This window comes from Bradyrhizobium agreste, assembly GCF_016031625.1.
Classification (GTDB): domain Bacteria; phylum Pseudomonadota; class Alphaproteobacteria; order Rhizobiales; family Xanthobacteraceae; genus Bradyrhizobium; species Bradyrhizobium agreste.
Map to the genome: position 1 here is coordinate 393,743 of NZ_JACCHP010000001.1, position 19,082 is coordinate 412,824.

At 58.1% G+C, this 19,082-nt stretch carries 15 protein-coding genes and 1 pseudogene; 11 read left to right on the forward strand and 5 right to left on the reverse strand.

The features are described from left to right. Nucleotides 1-628 precede the first annotated feature (628 nt). From HZZ13_RS01555 to HZZ13_RS01570, 4 genes and pseudogenes are all read right to left on the reverse strand, one after another. Nucleotides 629-811, reverse strand: a pseudogene (locus tag HZZ13_RS01555) (ribonucleotide reductase barrel domain-containing protein); the annotation flags it as partial. Between the two features lie 803 nt (nt 812-1,614). Next, complete coding sequence (locus HZZ13_RS01560; protein WP_197957908.1) at nt 1,615-3,447, reverse strand: ABC transporter ATP-binding protein; 1,833 nt, start codon at nt 3,445-3,447, stop codon at nt 1,615-1,617. A gap of 586 nt (nt 3,448-4,033) precedes the next feature. Further along, nucleotides 4,034-5,176 (reverse strand): TlpA disulfide reductase family protein, encoded by a 1,143-nt coding sequence (locus HZZ13_RS01565; protein WP_197957909.1) that lies wholly within the window; start codon nt 5,174-5,176, stop codon nt 4,034-4,036. 545 nt (nt 5,177-5,721) lie between these two features. Further along, entirely contained in the window at nt 5,722-6,660 is a 939-nt protein-coding gene (locus HZZ13_RS01570) for a class I SAM-dependent methyltransferase (protein ID WP_197957910.1), read from the reverse strand. Nucleotides 6,661-7,093: 433 nt separating this feature from the next. Here HZZ13_RS01570 and HZZ13_RS01575 point away from each other — a divergent pair, with 433 nt between their 5' ends. Then, nucleotides 7,094-7,297, forward strand: coding sequence for a hypothetical protein (locus HZZ13_RS01575; RefSeq protein WP_027571389.1), 204 nt, complete (start codon nt 7,094-7,096; stop codon nt 7,295-7,297). Between the two features lie 703 nt (nt 7,298-8,000). Here HZZ13_RS01575 and HZZ13_RS01580 read toward each other — a convergent pair. Further along, nucleotides 8,001-9,416 carry a DUF1521 domain-containing protein gene (locus tag HZZ13_RS01580; protein ID WP_197957911.1) on the reverse strand — a complete coding sequence of 472 codons (1,416 nt, stop codon included), beginning with the start codon at nt 9,414-9,416 and terminating at the stop codon, nt 8,001-8,003. Nucleotides 9,417-10,382: 966 nt separating this feature from the next. Between HZZ13_RS01580 and HZZ13_RS01585 the strand changes: the two genes are divergently transcribed. From HZZ13_RS01585 to HZZ13_RS01625, 10 genes are all read left to right on the forward strand, one after another. Then, the gene (locus HZZ13_RS01585; protein WP_197957912.1) at nt 10,383-10,691 is read left to right on the forward strand and encodes a hypothetical protein; all 309 of its coding nucleotides are present in this window, start codon (nt 10,383-10,385) and stop codon (nt 10,689-10,691) included. Between the two features lie 42 nt (nt 10,692-10,733). Then, a complete protein-coding gene (locus HZZ13_RS01590; RefSeq protein WP_027571392.1) occupies nt 10,734-10,925 on the forward strand; it encodes a hypothetical protein in 192 nt (63 codons plus the stop codon). Between the two features lie 119 nt (nt 10,926-11,044). Beyond that, nucleotides 11,045-11,938, forward strand: a complete 894-nt coding sequence (locus HZZ13_RS01595) for a SctD/MshK family protein (RefSeq protein WP_197957913.1) — start codon at nt 11,045-11,047, stop codon at nt 11,936-11,938. A gap of 33 nt (nt 11,939-11,971) precedes the next feature. Continuing rightward, nucleotides 11,972-12,508: a hypothetical protein gene (locus tag HZZ13_RS01600; RefSeq protein ID WP_197957914.1), complete on the forward strand. Its 537-nt coding sequence runs from the start codon at nt 11,972-11,974 to the stop codon at nt 12,506-12,508. A gap of 2 nt (nt 12,509-12,510) precedes the next feature. After that, nucleotides 12,511-12,936: a hypothetical protein gene (locus HZZ13_RS01605; protein WP_197957915.1), complete on the forward strand. Its 426-nt coding sequence runs from the start codon at nt 12,511-12,513 to the stop codon at nt 12,934-12,936. A 12-nt stretch (nt 12,937-12,948) separates the two neighbouring features. Next, a complete protein-coding gene (gene sctV, locus HZZ13_RS01610; RefSeq protein ID WP_197957916.1) occupies nt 12,949-15,048 on the forward strand; it encodes a type III secretion system export apparatus subunit SctV in 2,100 nt (699 codons plus the stop codon). Between the two features lie 105 nt (nt 15,049-15,153). Further along, nucleotides 15,154-15,606 (forward strand): tetratricopeptide repeat protein, encoded by a 453-nt coding sequence (locus HZZ13_RS01615; RefSeq protein ID WP_197957917.1) that lies wholly within the window; start codon nt 15,154-15,156, stop codon nt 15,604-15,606. Nucleotides 15,607-16,082: 476 nt separating this feature from the next. Further along, nucleotides 16,083-16,313, forward strand: a complete 231-nt coding sequence (locus HZZ13_RS37805) for a hypothetical protein (protein ID WP_512699602.1) — start codon at nt 16,083-16,085, stop codon at nt 16,311-16,313. A 1,030-nt stretch (nt 16,314-17,343) separates the two neighbouring features. Further along, complete coding sequence (locus tag HZZ13_RS01620) at nt 17,344-18,093, forward strand: P-loop NTPase family protein (protein WP_197957918.1); 750 nt, start codon at nt 17,344-17,346, stop codon at nt 18,091-18,093. A gap of 58 nt (nt 18,094-18,151) precedes the next feature. Continuing rightward, nucleotides 18,152-18,871, forward strand: a complete 720-nt coding sequence (locus HZZ13_RS01625; protein ID WP_197957919.1) for a hypothetical protein — start codon at nt 18,152-18,154, stop codon at nt 18,869-18,871. The last annotated feature ends 211 nt before the right edge of the window (nt 18,872-19,082 follow it).

Genomic DNA, 19,082 nt, shown 5'->3' on the forward strand with positions numbered 1-19,082 from the left:
GGCTGCAGCCGAGCCACAGCAGAGTGATCTCCGCGGAGCGGACGCCGACCTTGCCGATGGCACGAGCCCCTGGCGAGAGGCGGCCTTGCCGGCGGGTATTCCGCGGCCAAGCTTTTCCTTTCGGGGCCGCTTCATAAGTGCCCAGGCCAGGTCGCGCGGGGGCTGCGTCCAAGTCTCAAAGACCGCGCTAGCTGGATGTACGAAATAGACCCGGTCATTGTTCAGATGGCCAAGTGGAAAACAGAAGCGCCTGCGCCGAAGAGCATTGCAATTTGACGCGAAATCAGGTCCATCAGGCTGTTGAAGAAATCCAATCGGCGGGCGATAAGACGAATGTCGTCGCCGCCTTCGAGGTATATCTCACTTCAAGCGAGCCATCGGCGAGGTCTTCTGCCCAACGCTGCCTCTAGCGGCTCCATCTCGTCGCTTCGTTCCATGTGAACTCGACGGCATCGCCTTCGCAACAGCCATGTATTGCCCCCGTGAGGCAGTCCAAGGCGGATTCGCCGCCTTCCTTTGTGAACAGAATGCAAGAGCTCGCCCCAGCGATGTGGTGATCGGGCGTTTCCACGACACGCCATTTGCCCATACGCTCATAGCTGCACCGCTAGCAGCTTGGGCAGGCGGATCAGATTGTAGGCCGCGAGCGCAGGAACTCCTCTATCTCGGGATGTTGGACATCGAGGTAGACCGGCGCTGAGCCGCGGCACAATGAGCCCTGACTGAGTGACAGCGTCAGGCCGTCCATGACGTGGATAAACGAGATGATGCACGAAGTAGCAACGCCCCTGACCCTCTCGCCGATCGATCGAACATTCCCCCAGTAGTTATGTTTGCCGCGCTATCGCTTCTCGCCCGAAATGGTCGGCTATGCGTTGGGTTGCATTTTCCGGTTATCGCTTAAGCTTGCGCAAATCCGGATGAAGTCTTTTCCATCGCTCAAATGACATTGGCTAGGGCCCCGCTGTCGACCAGACTGGCTTCGTTCTAAATTTAGCGGCCCCACTTACCCGTTCTGACCACGTTGGGCGGAAGTCGTTACGGTCCCCTACGCCTGGGGAGAAATCAGATGCGAACCTGAATGAAGAACTCCTTGCCGGTGAGGCATGCTCATACGCGAGCAGCTCGGGCAGGCGGGCATGTGTGATGTGCAGGCCAGCCTCGACGGCGGTGCGGTCAAGATCGAGCTGCAGCGGCACGGTGTTGATGGACAGGCCCATCGTGCGGCGGCACCGGCGCCGCCATGCATGCGGCCGAACAGCACCGTGCCGAACACCACCTGCTCACAGCCGCTGCTGCGCGCGACCACCTCCCTCAAAGGAGATGGCAGAGGCTCGCCAGGGTCACACCAAGCCGCCACGCCTGGCCGCGCACCCGCGCATCCTGCGGCAGCTTCCGCCGTGACTCCGTAATCCCGCTGCCGCCGTCGCGGACCTTGCTTAAGCGGAACGACCGGCCCGGCTCAACAACCCTGTCTGCGAGCCACGTCCGGAAGAATTCTTCATGGGCCTTTGCATCAACGCACACGCGCGCCTCCGTCACCAGATTGCTAAAGGGATGTGGGACTATCAGGCCATGCTCATGTCCCTCCAGAAGGGCCAAATAGCACTAGGGCTACGGAGATGCGGCCAGCCACGTTTTAGGCTGGCCTTCCGCCGAGAGCGGGCCGAACTCGATGGCCTGCCGCTCGAACAAGCTGCGATAGATGCCGCCGGGTTGCACGATCAGTGCCGGATGCGTGCCCTGCTCGACTATCTCGCCGCGATCGAACACCAGGATGCGGTCGAGGCCGCGCACCGTCGACAGGCGGTGCGCGATTACGATCGAGGTGCGGTCCTTCATCAGCCGTTCCATCGCCTCTTGGATCAGCGCTTCCGATTCCGAATCCAGGCTCGACGTCGCCTCGTCCAGGATCAACACTGGCGCATCGGCAAGGAACGCGCGCGCCAGCGCAACGCGCTGCCGCTCGCCGCCCGACAGATTTACGCCGCGCTCACCCACCAGTGTGCCGTAGCCCTTCGGCGATCGCATGATGAAGTCATGCGCATTGGCGAGCCTCGCTGCCTGTTTGATCGCCGCCATGCTGGCGCCGGGTCGGCCATAGGCGATGTTTTCAGCCAACGAGCGGTGAAACAGGATCGGCTCCTGCTCCACGATCGCGATCTGGCTGCGCAACGATTGCTGCGTGGCCAGCGCGATGTTCTGCCCGTCGATCAGGATCTCGCCACCGGAGACGTCGTAGAGCCGCTGAAGCAGCTTGATGAACGTGGTCTTGCCGGAGCCGGAGCGGCCGACCAGGCCGATCCGCTCGCCGGCGCGGATGTTGATCGACAATCCGTTATAGAGCGGCGCGCGATCGCCCTCATAGAGGAAGGTGACGTCCTCGAACGTGATCCTCCCACCGTGAATGTTGATCGGCTTGGCGTCGGAGGCATCGACAATTCCGATCGGCTCGCCATAGAAGGTAACGAGTTCCTCCATGTCGTTGACGGAGCGCTGCAGATTGTTGATGTGCATCCCGACGTCACGCAAATAGGCGTGGATGATGTAATAGCTTGTCAACACATAGGTGACGTCGCCCGGAGAGGCGCGCCCCGCTATCCACAGCAGGATGGCGCCGCCGATCACCGAAGCACGAAAACACAAGAGCATCACGAGCTGCACCGTGCTCGTGCCGTTGGACCGCAGCCAGGTGCGCTGCACCCGCGCCCGCCAGCGTCTGACGACACCGTCAAGCCGCGCATCCTCACGCGCCTCAGCACCGAAAGATTTCACCACAATATTGCAAGTGAGCGCGTCCGCTAGCGTGCCGCTGACTTTGCTGTCCCAGGCGTTGGAGACGCGCGCCGCCGGCGCGATGTAGCCGATCGTCAATGCCGTCGTGATGGCAACATAGATCACTGCGCCGAGGCCGATCACTGCGCCGACCTCGGGCCAATGCAGGCCGAGCAGGATCGTCGAGCCCACGAGCACCGCGAGCGACGGCAACAATGCCATCAGGATCGTGTGGTTAAGCAGGTCGATCGCCCACATGCCGCGGGTGATCTTGCGCACGGTCGAGCCCGCGAACGAGTTAGCGTGCCAGTCGGTTGAGAAGCGCTGCACGCGCATGAAGGCCCCACGGGCCACATCCGACATGGTCTTCAACGTGAACGGCACGATCGCCTGCAAGCCCATAAACCGGAATATAATTGAGAGCAGACCAAGTGCGAGGGTACCAGCGAACGCAATCAGTGCCGCATGTCGCGCCGCTTGGTCGGAGGGGCCCGACGTCAATGCATCCACCAGACGGCCGGAATAGACCGGCATGAATAGGTCGGCGACCGTCGCACCTAAGAAGCCGACAAGGATAATCGTGGCACGGACTGGCTGCTTCAGCCAGTGCTCCAACGCAAACGGGAGAACCAAGCTGATTGCGGCGGGTCGTTTGTCATCTTGACTGGTCATGGCGCTATGGGTTTGCGGCACACGCGGTGTAAAAACCGTTCGATCCAGACCCGATGTGCCCAATGCTTGGCGCGCCGTGCGAGTTGATGCGATAAATGCCCGGAATCTGGGGGCTGCGGCCGAAATCTTCTTACTCATCCACCCACTCTTCGCCTAAACGCTTAGCTGAAGCGCATCACGCTTTGCGACCTCCTCGGGCTGAGAGCATCGATCTGAGACATCGGCCAGCCTTGCGCGATCCGAGCTTGTGTGAGCGAGGTAGGCGGATCGGCGTCACTCATCTTGGCCCGTCTGCACAAGCGTGGGGATGTCCACGTAGCTCCGGCCTCGGCCATGGCGTCCGCAAAGGTTTATTTTGATCAAGGAAGTGTTCAGCATATGAATGCCAGAGACTTTGCGCTATGGGATCGTCGCGCGAATTCACCAAGAAGATCACCTCCGCGTCGATCCGGATGGAGGTCATAGCAGCCCGAACTTCCAACGTGCCACAAACGATCCACCGCCGTGCTCGCTGATCGTTAATTGACGATGGCCCACCGGGTAAATGGACGATTAACCAGCGAGCAGCTCAGATCGTTACCCCTTTTCATCTTCTCTCCTCCGGCGCTTGCACTTTGGTACTTTGCGAAACTCCGGGTTGCGGAGTCGCACAAAGAGACCCATAGCAAGCTTTCTGCCCCTTGTAGTTAGCCAGCGTTTGGACCAATTCCGACATAACATGCTGTTTCAGGTTGTCCGGGATAGGTGCTGGGCCGTCCAGCGACTTCAGCGTCACCTCGATCAACTCGATCGCGCGATCCTTGTTGCCGCTCTCGTAATAGTACTGGGCGACCGCCGGATAGGACACGAACTTAGGGGCCTCGCCGCGTTGCGGAGGATTTACTGCAAGAATGTGTTCGGATAACTCATTGCCCATCGCAAAGCGCTCGGCCTGCGGCAAATGAGCGTTGTCATTCGCCGGATCAAAGAGTTGTTGCATCGCCTGCGCCGTCCAAGCCGCGGATTTTTTGTTGATCGCGTCACGAACCAATTGGCGCATCACCGGCAGGCCGGCCTGCAAGTCGCGCATTTTGTGAAGCAACAGATCCGCATGGAGCACGCGGAAGGTCAAGTCATCCGGCAGAACAGCGACGGCTTCCTCGACCACCGAAAGCGCCTTCGCCCAATCCTGCGCCTTTACCGCCGGCGTCAGTTTGGCGAAGATCGGCATTGTGCGTTCGCCGTTGGCGATCCGCTCTGCATCGGCGGCTTTCGCTTCATCGCTGATGCGCCAGCTGCCGGTCAGAATCTTCGGCAAGACGTCTTCGAGTTGCGTCGGGGAACCGATAAAGGCGATGTGGCCATCGCGGTCGACGACGAACGAGGTGGGAATCCCAACAGAAAAGCTGGACTCCATCCAAAGCTTGTTCATTTCGCGTGTGTAGTCGAACCCGACCCGATAGTTGAGATTCGGCAACTTTTCTGTTAACCATGCGTCCAACTTGCTTCGGGCCTCTTCCGCTGTTTGAGCGCGCTCACTAGCTGCTATTCCGAGGACCTCAACTCCGCTATCTCTGTATTTCTCTTGCAGCTGTACCAGATCGGAGACCGCCGCCACACACGGTGCGCACCAAGTTGCCCAAAATTCGACGATGTACACTTTCCCGGGCTGGAAGCTCGTGAGGGGCTGACCACGCAGCCAGTTCTCCACCTTGATCGGGGGAGCCGGGGATTCTAAGCCCAGCGCCATGTTACTCTCCAAAGTTGTTGTCATAGGCTGCGCGACGTTTTGTGCTACTGACTCCGATGGCGACCGCGACCGAGAGGGGTAGTGCTTTGGTGTAGACGGGCTGCCGAACGAGATCGTAGCGAATGTCGGTGTCGCCGCGCTAAGCGCGACGACACACAAAGTCACAGAGAACAAGCTCGTCCTCTCACAAGCGGGCCACATCGGTTCAAGGAAGGAGAGCATCGCTCGAGTCGCGTCTGGGTGTGCTCAGCACTTTCAGTACTGCTGCACCTTGCTAGCAACGTCCGTGCCAGCATCGTCTGCGCGCATTAAGTGCCTAATTGCGCACGAATAGCTCAACGACACTTCACGGCGACCAGTGTTTTGAACCCGACGGGCTTTGTGCCGCTGTCGGAATTTGAACAAGAATTGCGCACTTCGCGCCGCCAGAAAACTGATCTGATGCTGTGAGTCGCCGAACGGAAACTTGGTAATCCCTGTCCGCTAAGTTAGAGTTCTTGATCAGCCGCCGAACGGACTGTCGCAGGGGAGCGGCTCCTGACCTGTTACGGCTCAAGCGCGACCTGCAAGCCCTCGGCCCCTTCAACATGGACGTAACGCGGCCCAATCGGCCGCCCCCTGCCGCTGGCGACGGTGACAATGCTTTGCAGAGGAGCGGCGCGCGCGTCCGCCTCAGGACGGGACAACATCAGATCGGCGTGAAATAGCCCTTCTGATTCAAGACCGGTGGCATCAAGGCCAAGAGCCGCCAAGCTGGCCAAACACCCTTCAAACTCTTCAGCATCGCGAAAGCGACGCTGGACAAAGGTCGCGCCGGAAAGACGTTCTGTCACAAGGCCACGACTGGCGAACGTCGAGGCAAAAGACTCAAATGGAAACATGCGCAGCACGAAGGAGATGATCCATGGACATTTGTGTGTCGCATCGAGAATTTTGCTGAACGTCTTCTCCGTGATGTAGCCGATGCACCCCGTCGACATGACAACATCCACAGAGCGGAGAATGTGCGCGCTGTCTGTCCATAGCGGCTCCTGTTCAAGGTCAGCGACAATGCCCTGCTCCAGCAGACCGACATTTGTTGCGTAGCTGATTGCCGGTGCCGAGACGTCGAGGCCGATAAACCGCGCCAAACCGACATCAGGCCAAGCTGCATAAAAATGGCGATCAAGACGCACCAGTGTCTCAGAGCTAATCGCCCTCATTTCGCGCCGAGCGTAGCGGTGACGCAGGCCCCCGAAGGTCAGGGGAAAGCGATGCACCGCCGCGTTGATGCCGTATGAACAGCCGACGTCAAGCACGACCGGCTTAAGGCCGGTTGCCGAAGCTTTCGCTGCTAGAATTTGCCGCACCACCGGCTCAGCCACGTCAGGGATCATATAATCCAAGCCTCCGAGAACAGTGAAGTATGCCCTCGGATCATCCAAAGCATAAATATCGTCGAAGATCGCCTTAGACCGATTGATCCGCGAAAAATCTGTTCGCACCCACTGTCTCCCATCTCATTTTGCAGCCCAGCCAAAGGCTGCTGCTTCCAAGTACTCGATAACCTATCTCAGAAGTTGGGCGAGGTGCACCTTCATCGTGCTTTTTTTCGGCTCGCATCGTGAGACAGAGGCCCAAGCTCTCTATTGCACGGTAGTAGAACGCAGATGCCCATCCGATCCGTACTTTTAGGTGCGCCTCGAGCCGAACCGATGCGCGCCGATGTTCGGCGGACACGCGGCTGCCAAAAGCTTCGAGCCAGCACAGTCCTTGCGCATCAACACTCGCCGGCGCGGAACCAAACCTGTCATCACTGCGCGCAGGAATCATCGCATCGGCAGGGCCTCACTCTTTGTCAGCTTCTCGCAAGCTGTCCCTGCTAGCATGACGAGAATAGGTCATCTCGCGGCAACGCCGCTATCTGGGTGTTACGACATGGACGCAGGCGTAGCCGACATCGCAGCAACGGGGCCAGAGGCTGGCCCAAACACCGATAACGCCGGGAACGGCGGCGACAACTCGCCCGCAGCATTGTTGCAGCGAGCCTTCGAAAAAGCTCTGGTTTCCGTCGCTACCCAAGTCATAAGCGATTTCCAGTCGGATATGGATGACGCCATGAGCGAGCTAGATGATGGGTAGCCCCCCGGATTCTCGGACGCGCACGGGAAAGGATGTCGGACGGACGGTCAAATCGAGAACGATCGGGCGAAGCAAGCCAGACTTGGCAATAACAGCAGCTGGACGCGTCTTAGGTGATCCTCCAGGTCGGCGGCGCGAGCGGGTCCGCAAATCCGATCGCACTCGGATCTATCGGAAAGCGCCGCAGCGACTTTCTTTTGCCTTCCGCAGTGGCAAAGCTGCACTGCAACTCAGGAGGCTTAACGGTGGCCCAAGCTTAAGGGCACCCCAAGTCCAGCGGCCTACCCCCTATTCTCCGATGCGGGTTCACGCGGAGCGCTCACGGACCGCTCCATTTTGATGATAAATTGTGCGAGCTAGGATGTTCTCGATTAGATCTGCAGCCGCCCGCGAACTCGTCCGCCTTCTAAGTTTTCCTTAAAATCGGCAGCTTTGGCGCTCGGGGCGCTCATACCTGCGCAACTGCTCGATCGCTGGCACCAGCATTGAAGGTTGTTGCGGGTACCTGATCCTAAGTCACGGCCTGTTTGTCGGTACGATTGGCCCCAAAGCTCAGACCGCCCGGATCGCGCGACGAGAGCGGCGATCCTGGATCGATACGCCGCCGCACCTAATATCCTCAAATCTCGCCCAACACGAAAAGCGGGCGCTAGCGCCCGCTTCAGTGACTTACCCGATAAGCTGGAACGCTGCCCAGTACCCGTCAGGCTTTCGACGATGCGCCTGGGTTCTCATTGCTATCGATGATCGCCTGGTTCACTTGGCGTCCAGACCGATCAACCCAGCCCGAGCCTGGTTGTTCATAAATCGTTTGCGCTCCATCCGATGTCAGCTGATCAAGCGCACGCCCCGCATTCGACTGCGTCACCCTCAGATTGTTCTTACCGTCGAAGCGGTCTCCCAGCCCTTCGACAACCATGGCATTGTCGCCGTTGGTAATGGTCAGCTTCGAGGCCATGGTTTTGCCGTGGCCGATATCGACGGTGTCGACGGTAATCTTCGTGCCGTCGTCGAGCTGGAAAGTCATGTTCTTCTTGAAGTCAAAATCGATCTTGCCGTCACCGTCAGCATCGACGTGGGGATCGCCTTTAACCGCCGTGACCTTACCGGTTTGATTGTTACGAATGAGCACCGTCCCGTCATTTTCGGCGACCAAGATCGAATACTTATCACCAAGCTTGATCTCAGCCACGCCGTCCCTGACCTCATGCGACCACACTGGCGCCGGCAGAGACGACCGCTGAGATGACTGCGCGGGTGCCTGAGCGACCGCAACGGGCACCATCGCGAGAGGCGGCGGCGGCGGAGGAACGAAGAAGACGGGGGCCGTAGAGGCAGGCGCCGCGCTCGCATATTGGTAGTTGCCCGGCCCGCGCCCTTCTTCGCCAGCATCGATACTCGCCTGATTCACCGCGCGTCCGGCGCCATCGACCCAGCCTTGGCCACTCTCATGGATCGTCTGGGCACCATCGGACGTCAGCTCGTCGAGGGTCATGCCAGCATTCGACTGCGTCACCCTCAGATTGTTTTTGCCATCCTTGTCGTCCCCGAGCCCCTCGACAACCATCGCGTTATGGCCGTTCGTAATGGTAAGCCTTGAGGAGATGGCCTGACCATTACCGTAGTCGACATTATTGACAGTAATTTTCGTGCCGTCGTCGAGCTCGAACGTCATGTCCTTCTTGAAATCGAAGTCATCCTTGCCGTCTCCGTCGGCATCGACGTGGGGGTCGCCATGAATCACTGTGACATGGCCGGTCTGGTTATTGCGAACTGTCCAGGTGCCATCCTTCTCATTGGCCGTAATGGTATACTTATCGCCAAGGTTGATCGTGGCCTTGCCATCCTTGACCTCATGCGTCCACACTGGATCCACAGCAGGCTGAGAATTCTGATTCAACTGGCTCATCAGCATGGTGGGAGGAGGAGGCGCCATCATGTACGCCTGGGTCGTAACGATGACTGGGGTCACGGCGACGGGAACGACACTCGGAACGACCGCACTGGGCCCCAGCAAGGCGTTGAAAGCGGGAGTGACAACCGCACCTTCTGGCGCCACTCCGTTCATCGAATCGAGCGCGCCGACTACGGGGAGACCGGCCACGGGAAGATACTGCATTTAGTTCACTCCTGTTGCATAGAAGAAAGCTGTAAAACTGCGAGCGTTACGCGCATAGTTAACCAAGGCACGCCGCTTCAGATCTGCATGAGAACGCACCATTTTGCCCATCGGAGCGAATGGCTGCTTCTCCTTGCCAGAACAGCAGCCCTAATGAGATCCTTCCACTCATCCCGCCGCAGTAACGGCACGAGCACATGCCGCACATTCAACTCACAGGAACTTTAGCCCCAATACCTGTCGAAAAGCTGACGACGATGAGGGACCGAAGTCGCACCCCACTTTGACATCGATCGGATGTCCGATGACCCTGAACTGTATCGCAAGCTTCAGGCCTCCTCCCCTTTGGCAAGAATCGTCTGGAGCAAAGGCGCCCGCACATGTGTTCACGATGAGTGACGCGACGGCTGCCGGTAATCGACCAATCATCCCATAGCACCACGAAATCAGCGCCCCCGCCGGTCCTGCACACTATCCGCGAGCAGCGATGGAACGCCTCCAGAGATGATTTGTGAACGCCCGAGGCAACACGGTCAGTTTCCCCATCATCAAGACTTCCCGAAACCAGACCTGCTTTCGCCAGCCGCCCATGTTAGGCGAACGGACGAGTGAAGCGCAGACCGACACCTGCCCAACTCGATGACCCTGTCGTCCGCTTCCGTCTCCCCCTTTCGCTGCACGCAAGCCACATGCTCCGCAGCAGGCTCCGTGAGGTAAAATCATTGCTGAACGCGCAGGTAAGCACCGCTCAGCCCGCCTCGTCCAAGCCGACTACACGCACGGCAGGGAACGCCCTGGCGAGCCGATGATTGCGAGCAGATGCAAGGCTGCCGCAAAAGACCAACTCAGTCGGCTCAACGTGAGACTCGTCAGCTTCTCGAAAGGTAGCGCCCCTAGCATGAGACCGCTGAAATCTAGGCGAGCAGTCGTCTATTGAACGCAACAAGACGAGCATAGGAGAATGCGATGATCGGAGAAATGATCGGAAGCGCTGCCGGCGGATACCTTGGCGGTCCCGCCGGAGCCGCCATTGGTTCGGCACTGGGCGGGACCGTGGACAAGGTCTTCGACAAGGTGGTCCACACCTTGGTGCCCGAGCAGGGTGACCACGATAAGGCCGCAGTCCACAAAGACGCCGGCGAAAAGAGCGAGGTACAGGCCAAGCCCGACACTCTCGGCAAGAGCCCGGAGCTCAACCTTGGTCTCAGCACTCTCGGCGGTACGCCCATGTTTCTTTCCATTCCTGCGATCGTTTCGCCGGCCCGAGTCTCGTAACAAATCAGACCCAACGATATCCGAAAAGAAAGGTGAATAGACATGGCGGTTGACAATGTTGGCGGCAATGGCGGCGCTGCTGGTGCCCAGCAGACCGGTGATGCGGGCTTCCAGAATCAGATGGCTGAATTCGAGCGTGTTAGCCAGAAGGTTCAGGCCCAGGCCGTGGCGATGCGCAGAATCACGACCGAACTCTCGTCCGAGAAGAAGGTCGCCGACGAGCGCGTCCAGTAATTCTGCAAGACGCCTGGCTCACCGCGTTGCTACCGTCGCCGCCGCGCTGTGAATGACGAAATCTGGATGAGCCGTACGGCACTGCCGTACGGCTTCTCTCGTTATTCAGGAGATTGTCCGTGAACGAATCGGTTTCCCTCGAGTTCGAGGTGCTTTCGGGGCTCTATACAGGCCTCAAGGGCAAGGCGGCGGGCGACGGCAGCATTGTCGGCAGCGGCCTCGATGCCGACATTATCTTCGTTGAACAAGGGCTCGAACCGCATCACCTCCGCATCATCCCGCAGCGCGATTCGATTGAGGTCGAGGCACTCGCTGCCGATATCCGCATAGACGGTCACGAGAGCATCACTTCGGGCGAGCGCGTCAGTGTGCCCCTTCCTGCGGTCGTTCATGTTGGCGCGATGTCCATCCGCTGGTCGATATTGGATTTCAAGCCAGTTGCTTCGAGCAAGCGCTCGCGCAGCTCGATCGTGGCACTCAGCCTGATCTTGCTCATCCCTGTGGTGATCGGCACCGTCTCAACTATCTTCGCTCCCAGCGATAGCGCGGTGGCGCTAAGCACTGAGTCATCGCGCGCGGTCGAGATTGCCGCCAAACCAACCGTCGACCTTTTTGATGCAAGGGCTGCTGATGGAATAGCCGAATCGCTGCGGCAGCAGGTCGCACGAGCGGGCCTTCTTGATGTCAAGATCGGGGCGGGGCTCGGCGTTGTGACCGCGGAAGGCACAATTACGCCGAGCCTCGTCGCAAAATGGAAGGAAATCCAGCAATGGTTCGATCATCAAACCAACGGCACTCCTACTCTTGTGAATGCTGTCACAGTGAAAGAGGAGAAGATGCCGTCTTCGATTGCTGTCCAAGCTGTCTGGCGCGGAAGCGAACCTTATCTGCTTATTGCCGGCCAGAAGTATTTCGTCGGCGCGCTCTTGAGTAATGGATGGACCGTTGATCGAATTGAGGATGGACGAGTTCTGCTCAGTCGCAACGGCCGATCTGCCGCTTTGCCATATTAAGGTCTCTACCCTGCAAGAAAGAAGGAGAAGGCAATGGCTAGGCTGCCCCAGCACGCCGTAGGGCCCGGCACCTCGTCGCAGGGGTTAGATGTGGGTCAGCACGCACCGGTCGTCGGCTCGCCTCCGTCACAAGGTGACAAAATCGAAGTCGGGGGCGTTCATGCGGATGGCGGCACGAAACGCGCGTCGTGGCGCGAAGCGTATTCGCATCATTTGCCAATTGATGGTGCGAGCGAAGCGGCGCTCGAGGTCAACTCCGTCGGTGCCATCTCGCGCGTCGCTTTGTTCGAAAGCGAGGCAGGGGCAAATGAGGCCGATCTACGCACGGTATTGGCTGCGCTTTATGGTCCCAATCTGTCACGCGGCCTACTCTCCTTCGTCGTTCCACGCCTCCGTCATCCGGACGTGCTGCGCGCCGACAAGCATGGTGTTCTTCTGGAGCGCTTGACCCGCGCGTTGGAGGCGACGCCGGATGACAAGACGGCGCGTGAGTGTTTGGCGATCCTGCGGGAGGAACTTCAGCGCTTGTTGATGCTTCGGCAGAATCAAAACAGCTTAATCAAGGGCTAGCCATGGCCGATCCTGATGGATTGCAGCATGTCCCCGCGCCCGTAGTTCCAGAAGTCCCCCAATCCCGCGATATTCTGTCGATCTCCGGGCCGGAGCGCGACCTGCTCTGCGCCCTCTCTTATGTCCACCTCGCGTGCGGGCAGAGCGCACAAAGTCTGGCTCTGTTGCGAATCGCGGCTCGCGAGCATTCCAACGACGTGGGTCTACTCCGCATTCTAGCCTACACGCTTATCTCCGAGCGCCTAGGCGACGAAGCGCTCGATGTGTTGGACCGGCTGGACGCACTTGATACGCAACCCTCTTCCCGCATACCGATGACGCTGTTGCGCAGTCACGCCCTGCGGCAAGCTGGCCGCATGGCCGAGGCTCGCGAGGTTTTCCAGCGCTATGTGTCATTGCGCTCGAGCACAGTCCTCATCAAACAGTAATAGGAATCTTTTATGGCCAACGTCTTGCGTAGCTTCATCGTGCGCGCGCCGGCCCACCCAGATTTCATGGTCGCCTTGATGCTGCTTCTGGCGATCGGCATGATGATCATGCCGATCCCAATCATCGTGATCGATATGCTGATCGGCTTCAATCTTGGCTTTGCTATATTGCTGCTGATGGTTGCCCTCTATCTCAGCACACCGCTTGATTTTTCGTCCTTGCCAGGCGTCATCCTGATCTCCACTGTATTTCGTCTGGCGCTGACGATCGCAACAACGCGGCTTATCCTTGCCGAGGGCGACGCCGGCAGCATCATCCACACCTTCGGCGACTTCGTCATTTCAGGTAATATTGCGGTCGGTATCGTCATATTCTTGATCGTGACCATGGTCCAATTCATGGTTCTTGCCAAGGGTGCCGAACGCGTCGCAGAGGTGTCGGCGCGATTCACGCTTGACGCGCTACCTGGCAAGCAGATGGCGATCGATGCCGAACTGCGCAACAGCCACATTGATCAACATGAAGCACGCCGCAGGCGTGCCGCGTTGGAGCAAGAGAGTCAACTTCATGGCGCGATGGATGGTGCCATGAAGTTCGTTAAGGGCGACGCGATCGCCGGGCTAATCGTGATCTGCATCAATATGCTGGGCGGAATCAGCATCGGCCTGCTCTCCAAGGGTATGTCGCTGGATGACGCGCTGCATCAATATACCCTTCTGACGATTGGTGATGCACTCATCTCGCAGATTCCGGCGTTGTTGCTGTCAATTACCGCCGCAACCATTGTCACCCGCGTCAACGGGCCCTCCAAGCTCAAACTGGGCGCCGATATCGTTCACCAACTTACCGCAAGCACGCAGGCACTTAGGCTAGCCGCCTGCGTGTTGGTATTCATGGGGCTCGTTCCCGGCTTTCCTTTGCCCCCGTTTGTCATCTTGGCCGTCCTGTTCGCTGCGGCAAGCTATGTCAAGGTGGGCGCCAAAGGTGATAAGGCTGCTCCCAAAACAGGAGCTGGCGGCGCTGCTTCGGCGTCGGCTCCCAAAGCGGCTCAGAAGCAACCCGTACATGCGGAAGCACTCCCGATTGCGTTGTTCCTTGCACCGAACCTGACGGACTCGATCGACAAAGACGAGCTGGAAGAGAGCATTGCACGTGTTTCAACGCTGGTGTCGGCAGACCTTGGCATCACCATTCCGCGCATCCCGGCCCAGATCGGCCAGAACTTGTCCATCTCGCAATTCAGGGTGGACGTCGACAGTGTGCCAGTTGAACGCGATGTGATCAATCCGGGGCACCTGGCGCTCAACGACGATGTGGCGAACATCGAATTGAGCGGCATCCCCTTTCGGCAAGACCCAGAGACGAATAGGGTCTGGATCGAAGAACGGCATGCAGCCGCTCTCAAAGCCGCCGGAATCGGATATCATCGGCCAAGCGAAGTTCTTGCCTTGCGTCTCCATTCCACATTGACACGCTATGCACAGCGCCTAGTGGGTATCCAGGAAACTCGCCAATTGCTCGCCCGGATGGAGCAGGAATACCCTGACCTGGTAAAGGAGGTGCTGCGTACGGCGACGGTCCCTCGGATCGCTGAGGTCCTGCGCCGCTTGCTCGATGAAGGCATTCCCATCCGCAACACCCGCTTGCTCCTGGAGGCATTTGCAGAGTGGAGCGAACGCGAGCAAAACGCCGTCCTGCTCACCGAATATGTTCGTGCTACTTTAAAGCGACAAATCTGCTTTCGGTATGCCAATGCCCATCGCGTCGTGGTTGCATTTATCATAGAGCGCGAGAGCGAGGAAATCATCCGCAGCGCGGTACGTGAAACGGCCGTCGGCCCATACCTCGTCTTGGATGATTGGCAGAGCGAGAAGCTGCTTGCACAATTCCGTCAAATCCACGCGACCATCGCGCAAAGTAAGAGCCAGCCTGTCGTTCTCGGTTCGATGGATATCCGGCGTTTCGTACGCGGCTTTCTCACGCGCAACGGACTCGACCTGCCTGTTCTATCCTATCAAGACCTCGCCGCGGACTTCACGGTCCAACCAATCGGATCCGTTAAGCTTCCCAAGGCGCCTTCCTCGGGAGGGCTCCTAACAGCTGCGACCTAAGAGTGCGAAGCAGTTCCCCGTGAGTGGCCTATGAATTCAAATGAAATCAGGTGCCGGCGCTACTTGTGCTCGGCTAGTCCAGGCCCGAGGCCGGCTCTGCTTGCGATGCTCGCTATTGTGCTGCTGGCCGGCTGCGCCAGCCGGGATAGGCATGGCCTTTCACCGCAGCAGCCGTCCACATCAGATCTAGCAGATGCCAAAGAGGTCGACCCTGCCATGCGCGAGCGCATTTCACAGGCGCTCGGTCGGGATGCTGACGAAGCGACGCTGCGCGATGCATTGAAGGAACAACCGAACAACATCGATGCAGCGATCGCTCTTGCGCGAGCCCTGCTGAAGCGCAGGTGCCCGAATGAGGCGCTTAAGGTGCTCGATACCGTCCTATTGGACGCTCCCAGCGATCTGCGCATATTAAATGCCAAAGCTGTTGTCCTTGATTCCGAGGGGCGCCATCGGGAGGCCCAGGAGCTTTATAATCAAGCGCTCGCAGCTGAACCCGAAAATCCGATGTTGCGCAACAATCTCAAACTGTCGCTCGCCCTTGAAGGCAAGACGTAGACTGAGAACGCCAACCCGCAGCAATGGCTGACGGCCGGAACGCATTGATCCGATCGAGATAGCGTGGCGAGCACGGAGCGAATCGCAAATGCTCGAGGCACAGCCGCCAGCTTGCCGACAGCCGATAATCGCTATGAGCGCGGGATCTGGAAGGGCGGGCCACCGAAGTGACGCCCTATATAGAGAAAAACGAACTGTCATGTTTCAGCTGATCAATGATTTATCCCTGTCCCAGCGCGCTTCCGAGCTCGATGAAATGGGACAGCGGGCGAGCAATGGTCACTACGTTGATGACAGCCTACCTTTCCGGGATATATTATCTAACGTGAATTCGGCGCCTTCGAATTCCACCCCTGGCCGGTCCTCGACGGCGACCCGCCCGCACCCCGTCATTTTCCGAACCGCCGGTGGTTGAGATCTAAAGGTCGTTATTCGAGAACAAGCTGGCGGAGTATTATGGCGACGACATATAGCATATTGCAGCGAATCCGCAGAAGTACTCGCATCCGGTCTCCCAAAAAGCCCAACACACAGCTAATGATGCGTTTCGCTTCAGCACCAAGGCCGGCTCGGAAAAGGCGCGATATTTCAGTTATCAGCTTGGCAACAAGAGTGTGGGGCTCCTAAGAACGGAAGCCGTTGGTCGGATGAGTAAATTGTTCAACGGCGACAGTACCTGGCGCGATAAAGTTTCCTGGCCGCGTTGAACTCACCTCGACGATAGATTTCCGTCTACGAATTCAGCCAGGGAAGAGCATCGATGAACCCTCGGCCACAAGCACTTGCTGCCCCATTCCAGGGTACGCTTCAGTTCAGGTCGGACGTCTCTGGCCTAGAATCAACCTGCAAAAGCGAATAGGTGACGGCCCGTGTTGCTTGCCGCAGACTGCTTTGCGAACGTTTGCTTAACAATGGCACGCTAGAGCGCTCGCACCGCGATTTGGGGCACGCTGATAACTACGCCCATTCGGCGGAACTGGAGTCCAAAAGAACTATTCAATTCTCTTACGCCAGCGATGTTCAACGCTAACCTAATCCGCGCGGCCGATAGTCTACGTTACTCAGGCACCTTCGTCCTGGACTACTTCGGCGCAGTGTACTCCAAGGAGCTGCTCGCCGAGTCCCGCCTCGCGACCATGAGAAATATTGCCAAGCCACTCATCGTGTAGAGCGAGATGTGTAACAGTGAGCCTGCCGAAAGTTACACCGACGTCATATCGCCGCTCACTCCACGTTTTCTGCAGGTCTTCCATTCTGTCAGTTGACGTTGTCCTGAGGCGTTGTGCGCACGACGATCTGATCCAGCAGACCTTTGATGATCTGCCAAGCCATAGTCGGACCGCGTAGCACCGCCTCGATTGCGCTACCACGAGCTCGCAACCTGACGCTACGTAAGATTCGGTCGCTTCATGCCAATCTAGATAGCGGCAGCGATAGATAACCGATGGCAATCGCCGATCACCACAGGCAGACCGTTGATTCTTGGCGGCACCCATTCCAGCCACCCACAAACCTCACGTAGATCACCAGTACAAGTGATTTAGTCCCCATTCTCGGCCTGCATCGTCGTTGCGATCCAAGGACGTCACTCGCTTGATGTTGAAAACGTTCATCGGTTGCAGAGCTCTCGCATCGAAGATTCATTGCCCCTTCTTTCTGCCATGTTCGCACCCAAAGCAGAGACGCGCCGGTTGCGCAGTTTGCGCGCGGCAGTAGCGAGTGTCTCAGGAGATTTCCATGGTGAAGCCAGTTGTAATTGTGGTCGGTGCGGACAAGGGAGGAGTAGGCAAGACGACCGTATCACGGACGCTACTGGACTACTTCAGCGTCAATAACGTGCAAACACGCGCATTCGACACGGAGTCGCCTCGGGGGACGCTGAAGCGCTTTTATCCCGAGATCACCGAGATCGTCGACATGACGACGACGACGGACCAGATGAAGATCTTCGATACCCTAAACTCAGGGCTGTCCGTCACTGTCATCGATGCTCGCGCAGGCTTACTGTCCTCTGCGCTGGCTTCCTTGCGCGACATCGGATTTCTGGACTCGGCGCGGTCTGGCCAGATCACGTTTGCCGTGTTCCATATCCTGGGATCATCCATCGCTTCTCTAGACGAGATCGCTGAAACCGCGACCTTCATGAGCGGCGCAAAGTACTACCTAGTCAAGAACTTCATCAACGACACTCAATTCTTCCAGTGGGATCAAGCGACATATAATTCCTATTTTCACCGCATCAAGCATGCGACTGAGTTGGTCATACCGAAGCTTAACGAAATGGCCTATGAGCAGGTGGAAGTCGCGTCCGTCCCATTCGTCGACTTCGTCGCAAACAAGGGGCGGAACGATGAACCCGCGAACAACTCCTTCGTGCTGCGCGGCTACGTCCGGCACTGGCTGGCAAATGTCTGGAGTGAATTTGATCGCATCAACTTGACGGAATTGGCCGGCGCCAAGTCCGCCACCCGGGCCGGCGAGAAGTAGTCGCATATTCGACGAGCTCAGGTCGGACCCACGTACGAAAGAAATTGATCTGCTGGCTATGTTAGCGACCCCTATCTACATCATCTGCTCTCCTAGCCCGCAGGTCGGTAAAACTCTCATCGCTCGGGTCATGAGCGAGTTCTTGCTGCTGAAAAACGGCACAGCACTGTCGTTTGATGTCAACTTGAAAGAGCCGTCATTGCTCGACTACCTCCCCAACATCACGGAGACCGCAGATGTGATCGACACTTACGGCAAGATGCAGCTGATGGACCCTCTTATCATCCACGATCGGGTACCCAAGGTTATTGATCTCGGCTTTCACGCCTTCGACGAATTCTTCAAGATGTGCGAGGAGATTGGCTTCATGAAGGAGACGGCGCGCTGCTATGTCGCCCCTATCATTCTCTACGTCGCGGGCGCAGACCGTATCTCCTTTCGCGGTTATGAGATGCTGCGGCGGCGAATTCCGCCGGCCTCGCTGGTCACCGTCCACAATGAGTTCGTGCTGCGCGGCGGATTACCTGAAGCGATGGATGGCGAGCGGGTGATTCGGATTCGCGCACTTCCGCTGTTCCTCAAGAGATATATAGATCGGCTTGGCTTTTCCTTCACTGGATATCTGCGCAACGAGAAGGACTGGTCGACCGAGCTGCATCAATGGATCCGACGGAATTACAGCATGTTTCGCGATCTGGACTCGAGTGTGATGCTGCGAGGGTCCTATCGATCGCGGGGAACGGATATCGATAGCCTACGTTGTACAAGGGCCACTTGAGATTTCGCTCTGCTCGCCATCTATTCGTCCGACCTATGAGTAGTCGTTGACCAATGACTTCAATGGCGTTCGCAACGCGAACGCATGAATTGCGGAATACGCATCTTCGCTTGGATCGCGCATCTTTACCGTGATCGTCCGCACGGACCGCACGACCGGCAATTGAAGGCAGCTCATTGGCCGGATGCCGCATGCAGACACGCCCGTCCTC